This window comes from Bacteroidales bacterium, from assembly GCA_012519055.1.
In the GTDB taxonomy this organism is placed as follows: domain Bacteria; phylum Bacteroidota; class Bacteroidia; order Bacteroidales; family Salinivirgaceae; genus JAAYQU01.
Window position 1 is genome coordinate 17,190 of record JAAYQU010000018.1, and the last position, 11,707, is coordinate 28,896.

Consider the following 11,707-nt stretch of genomic DNA (forward strand, 5'->3'; position numbering starts at 1 on the left):
TTATGACTGTCAAAAACTTATTATTTTTAACTTTATTCTTATTATGTAATCAGCTGTTTGCCCAACATATAGATAGTGTTGATGTAAGTGGAAAACATCTGCGTTATAATCCTGTACGTCATGCTGTTCCATTTTTAACTATATCTCCCGACTCTCGATCATCAGGTATGGGAGATGTTGGTGCAGCCACCTCTCCCGACATATATTCAGTAAATTGGAATGTTGGGAAACTTGCAAATATTGAAGGGAAAACAGGCATAGCATTGGGCTACACGCCATGGTTAAAAAGACTTGTTAAAGATATACATCTTTCATATTTAACAGGTTACTACCGATTAGACGAGAATCAAGTTTTTGGAGGGTCATTAAGATACTTTTCATTAGGTCAAGTGGTTTTTCGCGATAATACTGGACAAGAGATTACGGTTTTTATACCTAATGAGTTTGCTTTCGATGGAGCATATTCCCGAAAACTTGGAACATCTTTTTCTATGGGATTAGCCGCACGATATATATTTTCCGATCTAACGGGTACACTCAGTTCTGGTACAGATGTTCTAAAACCAGCACACGCGTTTGCTGTTGATTTAGGCTCATACTATCACACAAAGTTAGATGTAGGAGATATTCCGTCTGTTGTTACAGCTGGGCTAGCTTTCACAAATATTGGTACAAAAGTTACTTATTCTGCAAACAATAAGTATTTTTTACCTATGAATCTACGTCTTGGGGGAGGATTAGCAATGGAATTAGATGATTATAACAAATTATCGCTTTATGCTGATCTTAATAAACTTATGGTTCCTACACATGCTGATAGTATTGGCAGTGGTAGTAATACTATTTCTGTTCCTGTTGCAATTTTTAAATCATTCAGTGACGCCCCCGGTGTAAATGGCAGTGTTTTCAGAGAAGAAATGCAAGAAATCATGATTTCTGTTGGTGTTGAATATGTTTATAGTAAACTTTTTGCAGTCCGTGCAGGATATTTTCATGAACATGAAAGAAAAGGAAACAGAAAATATGTAACTGCTGGTGCAGGACTTAAATTTAATGCCCTGGGAATAGATTTATCATATTTAATTCCTGTAATTGCACATCACCCTTTGTCGCAAACTATCCGATTTAGCTTGGTGTTAGATATTGGTGCCATGTCAAATTAACATTTAGACTACTTTATGCAACACTTTAGAGTAGGATTTGGATACGATGTGCATCGGCTTGCTGAAGGCGAAACTTTAGTCCTCGGTGGTATTAATATTGAGCATTATAAAGGAACAGTTGCTCATAGTGATGGTGATGTTTTAATACATGCTATCTGCGACGCACTTTTAGGTTCTGTAGCTTTGGGGGATATAGGGAAACATTTTCCTGACAATGATAATAGTTATAAAAACATTAACAGCTGTATTCTTTTGGAAAGAGTATGTGAGTTAATTCATAGTAAGGGATATAAAATAGGAAATATAGATTGTACAATATCTTTACAAAAACCTAAAATTGCTCAATTTATCGAGTCAATGCGAAAAAAAATTGCACAAACAATTAATGCTGATATTGAAAACATAAGTATAAAAGCAACTACTTCTGAGAAGCTTGGATTTGTAGGGTCAGAAGAAGGTGTTGAGGCTTATTCTACTGTACTTATATATAAATAGAGGTTAGCGACAATAATAAAACAGTGTCTTTTCTAATATTTGAAACGACACTGTTTTATTTTTTTAGCATTGTTGTTTTACTCGCTAATTACTTTGAACTCAACACGTCTATTTTGTTGTCTTCCATCTTCAGTAATATTATCAGCTATTGGCTGGCTGAAACCATATCCAGCGTAAGTTATTCTTTCGGGAGCAATCTCTTGTGTAATTATTAAATAGTCTACAACTGACTTTGCTCTATCTTTCGACAACTTCAAATTCATTGCCTCACCACCCACATTATCTGTGTGTCCGCTAATCTCGATTTTTAAAGTAGGTATCTCTTTCATGACATTTGCCAATCGATTAAGCTCTGGATATGATTCTATTCTTAAGTTCGCCTTTCCTGTTTCAAAGAACACGTTACGCAAAACAATCTTTGCGTCTTTCTTGATATTGTGCAGATTTATCTCTTTTTCTATTTCTCGATAAGCCGATGTCTTAGGTATATTAAAGTTCTCTGAATGGAATAGATATCCGTCAGCTTTAACTGCTAAACCGTAGTTTTTTCCTGATGGTAGCGAAACCAAAAAACGACCTGTTTTTGAGTTTGACCTGTTGCTGAATACAACTTCATCTTTTTCATTATCAATAACTTCAATCTCTGCTTCTATAGGATTACCACTAATAGCATCAGTTATAACACCTTTAACAACAGTAAGACGTATTGTTTTAAGCTCTACGGTCTTTTCCATTGCATTGTCTGTAATGGTCTGATTTAGACTTGCCAATAGGTGGTCTTCATTACTAAGAACCATGGGTTTTTCAGGACCTAAGAATGTAACCAGATAAATGTCGTGCTGTCCCATACCGCCTTTACGTTTCGACGACAAGTAACCATTTCGACCACTTGCACTAATCACAAACGATAAATCATCGTCAGCAGTATTTATTGGTGCACCTAGGTTTTCTGGCTTTGACCATGTGCCGTCATCTTGCTTTACTGAACGAAAAATATCGTATCCTCCCATGGTTTTGTGTCCCATGGAGCTAAAGTAGAGCGTCCTTCCATCTGGGTGCATAAACACACTTTCCTCGTCGTAAGGAGTATTTATTGCTGATCCTAAATTCTTAGCCTCTGACCATCTGCCTCTTGAATCTTTTGTTGAAAACCATATGTCTTTACCTCCCACTCCTCCTGGTCTCTCGCTAATAAAGTATAACATTCTGTCATTATTTGCAAAAGAGGCACTTGATTCTTGGTATTTGCTATTTATTTCACTACTTAGCCATTCGGGCCAACTCCATTCATCTCCTTTAAGCACACTGATTTGCAAGTCGCCTCTACCGCGTTGACCATTGTATATCAATAAGCTTTGACCATCGGCAGAAAGACCTACTGTTGCGTCCTCAGAACGTGTATTTAAAGGTTCTCCAGCGTTAACAGGTACACCCCACTTTCCATGAGTTTTATAACTTATATAAATGTCTTCATCATACTCACCGTCATATGCGTTCTGTTTACCACCGACCGAACCTTCACGAGTTGAGGTAAATAACATTACCGATTCGTCAGTTGAAATTACTGGCGAGTGGTCAGAATATTTACTATTTAACTCTTTAAGGTTAGTAATAAATGCACGAGCTGGCATTTTCATCAACTCTATCCCATTATTACACTCTTCAATTCTCTTTGTAACTGCGTCCATATCTTCTTTATCACCCGGCAGTAGTTGTTTCTGAAATTTTGCATAATACTCTTTAGCTTCTTCAAACTGTTCGTTGTAGTGATAAGATAACCCTAAAAGATATAAAACATCCGGCCTGACACCCGGATTGAGTTCATAAGCTTTTTTCATATATGGCAATGCACTATATCTCTCAACATATAGGTACATATAACCTATCATGTAATTTAACTCCGAATTGTTTGGATTAATAACTTGAGCTTTTTGATAGCTTTCCAATGCTTTGTTGTACTGTCCTAGCATATAATATGAATCTCCATCACGTATAGCTCTTAACGCAATACGCAAATTCTCTCTATCTTTTCCAAAAGATGATCTATCAAACGGGATATCTTGTGCTAACAGAAATAGCGGTAATTGGAAAAGAAGTATTAAAAACAATATATGTGTATTTCGCATGACCCTTAGTTTTTATAGTAATTAATATATTGAACAGCATCCTTGTAGCCTAAGTCTGCCGCTTTCTTCCAAGCCTCTATGGCACCATCTATATCGTGTTTCATCTCTTTAACAGCACCCAAATTAGCGTAAGCTTCTGCATAATCGGGCTTGGCTGATATTGCTTTACCAAATGCTTCTATAGCTTTGTCGTACTCTTTTAGTTTCATATAAGCCGAACCTAAATTATTATATCCATACGCATAAGTGGGTTTTAACTCAATCACTTTATTAAAGTCTTCGATTGCTTTATCGAACATCTTTTTATCTATATACGCACTTCCTCTGTTATTATATGCAATATAGTTCTGAAAATCAATTTGTATAGCCATACTATAATTTAATATAGCAGCATCAAGATCTCCTTTTTTTCTAAGTGCACTTCCGTAATTATTATAAATAATAGGCGATGAAGTGTTTAAAGAAATTGCCTTTTTGTAATCTTCAATGGCCTCATTATATCTTTCGGCCATTCTGTAAGCACTTCCTCTATCGTTATATATTTCCCAACTATCATGTTTAGCTCTGATTGCAAGCGTAAATGAAGCTATTGCTGCATCGTAATCTTGTTGACGGAAAGCAGCTTGTCCGGCAAGATAAAAAGCTTCAAACCCAGAATAACCATTTTGAATGGCATTGCTTAAATATTCCAATGCTTCTGAGAGCTTGTCAATTTGATAATACGCTGCTCCTAAAGCGTACAGTGCTCTATTGTTGGTTTTTTCAGCTGAAACGACAATCTTTAGCTCTTCAATAGCACTGTTGTACTGCTCGAGTGAACTATAAGCAACAGCTTTATTCTGCCTTGCTCTATAAAAATTTGGATTGTGTCGTAATGCCTCATCAAAAGCTTTTATAGCTTCGTGATATTTCTTTTCGTTCAACAACTGAACTCCGTTGTTGTAGGCGATTTCAGCATCTTGATTTCCAGCAAGAATAAGTGTAGATGCTGTGTCTATTGGCTGCATAGCCGCATCGTTAATTTGCGCTATCGCCTTGAACGTAAATAGTAGTGATAGCAAAAATAAAAATAAATACTTCATGAGATTTGGTTTTCAATAGGTTAACTTATTAATTTTACTATGTTTCTAAATATAAGAACAAACTATAAATATACAAGTGTTTTTGTAATTTTCAAAACAAATATTTATTTACAGGTTTGAGTGTAAATCATTTTATAACTATTTTTTATTTAAAGCAACCATTTTAATTGCCGTAACAGCTGCTTCAACACCTTTATTGCCGTGTTTTCCACCCGAACGGTCAATTGCTTGTTGTAGGTTATCAGATGTTATTACACCAAAAATCACTGGTTTATCGTACTTTAACGATACTTGTGTTATACCATAAGTTACACCCTGACAGATAAAATCAAAATGCCGTGTTTCTCCTTGAATAACACAACCTAATGCTATAACAGCATCTATATCTTCCCTTTTTGCCATAAGTTGCGAACCTAAGCTCAGCTCAAAACTTCCGGGAACATACGATATCTCAATATTTTCATCTAATGCACCGTGATTTATAAGTGTTTCAACAGCACCTTTACACATTGCCATAGTTATATTGTCATTCCATTCTGAGACAACTATTCCAAATCGCATTTTGCCGGCAGATGGAACTTTAGAAAAATCGTAATTTGATAGGTTTTTTAATATCGTAGCCATTGTGTATCTGATTTTTAAACAAAAAAGTATCACCGCAAAGATGATACTTTTTTATCTATATATGTTTTAAATTAGTGTTTTATTTTTTTAACAAAAACTCAACGCGCGCAATATACTTCTCAATATTTCTGCCTTCTCGACTTTCGCTAAAGTTGGTTTGAATGTTTTTGTAAACTTCTAGCGCCTCTTTATATTTACCTAACTCTTCATAAGCAATGCCAGCTTTCATTAAGAATATAGGAGCGTTAAAAGTATCTTTTTTATTTTTTGCAGCCTTAAGGTAATAATTAACACCTTTTTCTATATCTCCTTTTTGGACGTATGCATCTCCAATAGCTCCATTTGCGATTGCTGAAATTATTACGTCGTTGGAAGAGAACGATTTAAGGTGTTTTATTGCGTTATCGTATTCTGATAAATTTAAGAATGCTATACCTGCATAGTAGTTAGCCAAATTGGCTGAAGGTGTTCCACTATATTCATCAATGATATATAAAAATCCAAAATTGTTCCCATCACCATAAAGAGCAAGTTTCATTGAATCTTTTTCAAAATAATACTCGGCTTGAAACATATTTGCAGCAGCTTCCTCAGCTTTGGGTTTATAAATGTAATTTCTGTATCCAAAATATCCCAATACAACCAACGCAATACCAATTACTACATAGATAATAATTTTCTGGTTGTCTTCAATAAATTGTTCGGTACGCCCTAATACCTCTCCAACATTTTCAATTCCAGCGGCTTTTTCGTTTTTCTTAGACATATTTTTATTTTTTATTTTTCGTGGCACAAAATTAAACATTTTATTGTACTATCAAATATTTAGCGCAATATTTTTTTATGTTAGTTGAAAACGGTGTATATATATGCAAATAGTTCTTATTATAAACTAATTAAGAGACAAACATTAACAAAAAAGACTATAATGAGATGCTGCTTGATAAAATAAATATAGCTCATTATAGAACAAAAATCCAAGAGATTAAAAATAGAGTTTTAAAATAATTATCTTTGTTCACAAAATTATTTATGTACCCATTTATCTGATTAAATATGCAAGTATTGAAAAAAACATCGTTGGCAATGTTGGTATTTTTATTAATGCTGCAATTTGCTTATCCTGTAAATGATACAACTATTGTTGTTACACTGTGTTACCCGGACGAGAGTTCACAAATGAACAACGTAATCCTTGCAAACTTGTCACAATCTTTGCCAAAAGAGGGTGATAAACCTTGCTTGAAGTACAATATAACATTAGAGAGCAAAATTTCTCAAAATTCTGTTACCACTCTTTACAATAATGCAAAAGTTACAAATACTGTTGTTTTTCAAGAGTTTAGCTTGCGTGATTTGATGTTACCAGTAACAGCTTTTCTTGAAATTGAGTTTTACTCTGGTCAAACTTTAATTGAAAAAAAGGAGCTGCAATTCGAAATGAAACAAAATGGTTTGTGCTTTACGTACAACGTACCTGAAGGGAAAGCCGTAACAAACGTAAAATACAAAATACCGAAAATTGAGCTTGGACAAGCAATGTTAGATAGAATTGTTGCACGTCAGCAAATTATAAGTGATTATTACACTGCCGACATACAAATTAAGCTGGCTGAGGAGGAGTTGCAAAAAATAGATTTAGACAATATCGAAAATAACGAGCAGTATCAGACAGTTTCGCAAAAATCACTTGCCACGGTGGAAAGGATAAGGAAAAAGAGATTAGATGAAACCCTGTTTCTTAACGAGCATGACCCTTTGAGACTCATGCCAAGATTAAACGAATTGGAGAATTTTGCTCAAGGGAAAAAAATAGAGTTAACCCAACAGACCGACAATATTGGACAAGAATATTACAGATTAGGTGTTGCAGCCTTACAAAAAAATGATACGGTAAACGCAATCAACAACTTTAACAAGGCTATTGAGGTTGAACCCAGACTATCAATGCCTTATGTAAAATTGGCTTCAATAGAATTATCTCGACGAAATCAAAATAAAGTAATAGAGATTATAAGATTCGTTGATAAAAACACAGATTTAGAACCACCTACAAACGAAGAATCTAGCCTGTTAATCAACACTGTTATCACTGAAATGGTTGAAGATGCAAGACTTACGCGACAACAAGGCAACCTTTCTGAAGCAACATTGCTAATTGACTCTTGCTACAGTATATGTTCATCAATATCACATGTAAAGTGCTCAAATATCCTTGATAATGAAAGAAAAGCGCTTTATACCATAATTCTCGAAAATTTTATTGCGGAAAATGAGAAAGTACTGAAAGAGGAAAAATATGATAGTTTTTTAACATTGACAGACTCTTTATACAGTTTTTACACACTGCATAAAGACCATTTTAGTAACCAAGGATTAGTGTACGAACACTTAAATAAATCATACCAAGTATTATTAAAAACAGGAGAAGATAATATTGATGAAAATCCGTCAGTTGCGTTGGACGCTTTAATGGCTTCTAAACAGATATGCGAAACGTATTCGGAAGTTGCTTGCAATCCGCAAGCTAATACGTTGTTAAACAACGTTTTCAGTAATCTATACAACATTATGATTGATGATGCAATATCGTTGTTTGAAGCACAAAACTTTACGGCTTCTGATAGCCTTCAACAAAAGGCTTACGACTATTGCAAACAACAAAAATTGTCGATTTCTGAGAAGCACACAAAGTTAATCAAACAGCTGAAAGAACACCACTATCAAGCTATTATTGAGCGACTTGAAGCTTATGCTTATAAAGGATGTAATGCTCTAACAATGGCAGACTCGGCTGTTAATATCCGCAAAACCTACAAATTTAACGCAGCTAACAATGAAGCTAAAGTGTACAAAGAGGCTGTTAACTTATGTATTAATCAGTCAATTGTAGATGCTGAAAAGTGTTTGGTATCGAAACATTTTGAAGATGTAACAACAAATCTAAAAAAAGCGGAGCGGCTAGCAGAAAATTATAACATTGAATTGGAACAAGCAACAACAGCAAGGATTGCCGAAATAAGAGGATTGTTAGAACAAAGTATTTGCAACGAAATTAAATTTAAGATTGATATACAAATTAATGCAGCCGATATTCATCTAAAAAATTTGGAGTATATATATGCTATCGTGGCTTTAAAGAAAGCAAAGAAAATTGTTGAATCTAATACTAGATGTGGCTTTACAACCGATGAAATAGATAATAAGATTAAATACTGCGGGTTACCTGCAAAGTTTCAGAGCGAATGTGAAAAATTAGTAGAACTCATTAATAAACACAAATTTGAAGCTGCAATGGTAAAACTAATTGATATAGAACAAACATATCCAGATACATTAATGAAGCCATACACGTTACAGGCAGTTAATACAATCAAATTTATAAAAGAGTACGACTATACTCCTTTTACGCTTGGTGCAGTTGAATATCTTGCTGATCACGGCAAAACAGAAAATGCCTTAGATTTACTATACTTTATTTACGAAAAAGATGTTCCTGCAGACTTAACCGACAAGGCTCAAGATAAAATGGGACGAAGTCTTGCTAAACGTGATGTAGTAAATCAAAAAGAGTCTAATCCAAAAGAGGTTTGCTATCAATATGTTAGACATGATAAGAAATGGTTCAAAAAAATGATAAATTCATATAAAGCACAATGGAAAGAGTCAATAGTTTCGTAATTATATTTTTGTTATTATCAATCGGATTGTCGGCACAAGAGCACAAAAACACCGACAATAAATCAACAACAACTTATACAGAATACAATATAGAAGTAGGAATTGACCAATCTTTGATAAAAAATGACACTATCAACCAAAGATTTGCTTCAAGTCCATATATATTACTTCAATATGAGAACTATTACACCGACAAATTAAGGCTGAACTTAATGCTTGTGCCAATAGCAATCCACACAACAAAAGATGAGACACAACTATTCAAAGAGAGATATTTTCAAACTGAGTTTGGAATATCTGGTAGCTATATGATATTCAATAACTTATGGCTCACTGCAGGTGGCGGATATGCTTACAGACTATTTAAACAATATAGAAGAGGTGCCGGCGCATGGACAGAAACGGAATTTAAGCAACCAGGCGCATTCGTATATGGTTCCATTGATTACTGGATAAGACCATCGGTTGGATTAAAAGTAACTTCAGTATTTAATAAAGAGGGATATACTTTTCGAATGGGGGTATTTGTAAACTTTGAAGCGATTAAACGAAGAACTAGAAAGGAATAATTATTGGCTTACCGGTTGTAAAAACATTCTAAAGTTAATAAAAACAACAAATTGACAATAATGTCGTAAAAGTGTCGTAAATAAACCGTTATCAAAAGGGCTGTTTCATATATAATTTTGTGAGTGAAAATAAAATCAAATTATTTATGAACGAAATTGGAGAAAAAATTAAAGAACTAAGAAAGAAAAAAGGTCTTTCACAAGAAGAATTAGCCGAATTGGCAAATGTTAATTTAAGAACAATTCAAAGAATAGAAAACAACGGAAATGAACCTCGCGGACATACATTAAATCAAATTTGTAAGGTTCTTGATGTTAGCGCAGAAGAGATATTGGATTACGGCAAACAAATTGACTACAATTTTCTCTTTTACTTTCACCTTTCGGTTATATCATTCATAGTAATTCCACTCGGAAACATAATTATACCAATGATTCTCTGGCAAACGAAAAAGGAAAAAATAATTGGACTTAAAGAGGTAGGAGCAAATCTATTGAATTTTCAAATTATATGGACAGTTTTATATTTCTTATCGGTAGTGACCTTTGCTTTTCTTAAAATTTCGCACGTAAATTCTTACTATCTTTTATTTTATATATTTGCAGGACTGTGTACTTTAAATATAATTCTTCCTATATACTTTGCTTGCAGTTCAAAAAAAGGGAAAATAGAAAAGAGGTATCCGAAAATATTTAAGATTATCAAATAACCACCTTGTAATTTGTCTGTTTCTTGAAACTGTCTTGAATTGGTCACTATCATGTTTCGCTCAGCTCAGTTCATCGCATCACTTCAACAAGCTCAGTGAGTGGGAGATTAAAACGTTCTATTGCTCTACACTATTTTTCCGAAACTTAAACAGCTCCTTTCTCTGCACCAACGGTCCTTGGTATGTGTCTGATGTTTGAGCTACTTTTATTAAATAAAGGGATTTAACCAATCTCTCGGCGATAGCTTCTAATGGGGCTTCGTGATTTTGCCCTGCAAGGTCTTTACATGCATTTTTCAAGCCGGAGTCCATATATGCTGTCATCTTTTCATATATTCCGGGGGTGTACCAAATCACTCTTATTCCTTTGCTTGCAGCCTCTCCGGACATGCTGCCCATTAAACCATGCCAGCCTGAAAAAATAAGTTTTAATGGATTAGCAGACTTGTGATTAACAAACTCAACAGGATGAGCCAAAACAATGATAGTTTTCGTAATTAATCGCAACATTTTTCGGCTAACGTGTTCATTTACAGCTGACCACTGTAGTGCGTCAAAATCTTTGAGTATGCCGTAAATCGACTCTTTTGCACTAAAGAGGTTTATGCAATAATCGAACTTGTGATTTTCAAACTGCTGAATAAAACTATCTACTCTTTCGGTACTGTTTAGTGTTTCAACAACAACCTTTATGTTCGAGTCTGTCTGACTAACCTGCAACAGGCTTGACGACCAATCATTTTCCTGATTTACGTGAGCTAACACATTAGCTCCCATCTCTAAAAGTAGCTCGCTGACAGAGACTCCAAGTGCTGAGTCGGCGAACAAAAGCAGTACGGTTTTATCTTTAAGCGGCTTAACGTTCAGTTTTGGTTTTGGTCGCTCTTTGGGAACGACATAGGTAAATGCGCCGTACTCCCCTCCCACTCCTGCCGTTGGGCAAATAATATTCATTCCGGGGGTAAGTCTCCCTTGATGTTTTAACAACGACAACGACAATGGAATGGTTGTACCAGAAACGTTTCCATAGTCTCTTTGAGCCTCCTGATACAGTTTCTCAACAGGTAAGCCCAACTCTTGGATAGCTCCGTGCAAAATGGCGTTTCCTGTTTGATGTGGTACAATCAAATCTATGTCATCATTGCTCCAGCCTGTCTCTTGCAGGGCTTCGTTGCTTATTTTGCAAATATTTGCAATTGCCCTGTTTTTAACCCAAGCACTATCCATATATAGATTAAAATCTTTGTCAACACCAAC

General features: G+C 34.8%; 10 protein-coding genes. 5 read left to right on the forward strand and 5 right to left on the reverse strand.

The features are described 5' to 3' along the window. The first annotated feature begins 2 nt into the window (after positions 1-2). Positions 3-1,163, forward strand: coding sequence for a type IX secretion system outer membrane channel protein PorV (gene porV, locus GX311_03860; protein ID NLK15514.1), 1,161 nt, complete (start codon positions 3-5; stop codon positions 1,161-1,163). Positions 1,164-1,178: 15 nt separating this feature from the next. Next, complete coding sequence (locus GX311_03865; protein NLK15515.1) at positions 1,179-1,658, forward strand: 2-C-methyl-D-erythritol 2,4-cyclodiphosphate synthase; 480 nt, start codon at positions 1,179-1,181, stop codon at positions 1,656-1,658. A 77-nt stretch (positions 1,659-1,735) separates the two neighbouring features. On the opposite strand, the gene GX311_03870 is transcribed toward GX311_03865, so the two are convergent. The 4 genes from GX311_03870 to GX311_03885 all read right to left on the reverse strand — a co-directional run bounded on the left by GX311_03870 (position 1,736) and on the right by GX311_03885 (position 6,256). After that, entirely contained in the window at positions 1,736-3,784 is a 2,049-nt protein-coding gene (locus tag GX311_03870; GenBank protein ID NLK15516.1) for an OmpA family protein, read from the reverse strand. 5 nt (positions 3,785-3,789) lie between these two features. Beyond that, positions 3,790-4,866 (reverse strand): tetratricopeptide repeat protein, encoded by a 1,077-nt coding sequence (locus GX311_03875; protein ID NLK15517.1) that lies wholly within the window; start codon positions 4,864-4,866, stop codon positions 3,790-3,792. A gap of 138 nt (positions 4,867-5,004) precedes the next feature. Then, positions 5,005-5,490 (reverse strand): 6,7-dimethyl-8-ribityllumazine synthase, encoded by a 486-nt coding sequence (locus tag GX311_03880; protein ID NLK15518.1) that lies wholly within the window; start codon positions 5,488-5,490, stop codon positions 5,005-5,007. A 79-nt stretch (positions 5,491-5,569) separates the two neighbouring features. Next, positions 5,570-6,256 (reverse strand): tetratricopeptide repeat protein, encoded by a 687-nt coding sequence (locus tag GX311_03885; GenBank protein ID NLK15519.1) that lies wholly within the window; start codon positions 6,254-6,256, stop codon positions 5,570-5,572. A 290-nt stretch (positions 6,257-6,546) separates the two neighbouring features. On the opposite strand from GX311_03885, the gene GX311_03890 reads away from it, so the two are divergent. The 3 genes from GX311_03890 (at position 6,547) to GX311_03900 (ending at position 10,450) form a co-directional block, all read left to right on the forward strand. Next, positions 6,547-9,171 (forward strand): hypothetical protein, encoded by a 2,625-nt coding sequence (locus GX311_03890; GenBank protein ID NLK15520.1) that lies wholly within the window; start codon positions 6,547-6,549, stop codon positions 9,169-9,171. Further along, positions 9,147-9,740: a hypothetical protein gene (locus GX311_03895; protein ID NLK15521.1), complete on the forward strand. Its 594-nt coding sequence runs from the start codon at positions 9,147-9,149 to the stop codon at positions 9,738-9,740. The genes GX311_03890 and GX311_03895 overlap by 25 nt, the downstream gene beginning before the upstream one ends. Before the next feature lie 146 nt (positions 9,741-9,886). Further along, entirely contained in the window at positions 9,887-10,450 is a 564-nt protein-coding gene (locus GX311_03900; GenBank protein ID NLK15522.1) for a helix-turn-helix domain-containing protein, read from the forward strand. A gap of 117 nt (positions 10,451-10,567) precedes the next feature. Here GX311_03900 and GX311_03905 read toward each other — a convergent pair. After that, positions 10,568-11,707 (reverse strand): hypothetical protein (locus GX311_03905; protein ID NLK15523.1); only part of this gene is annotated, 1,140 nt, incomplete at its 5' end.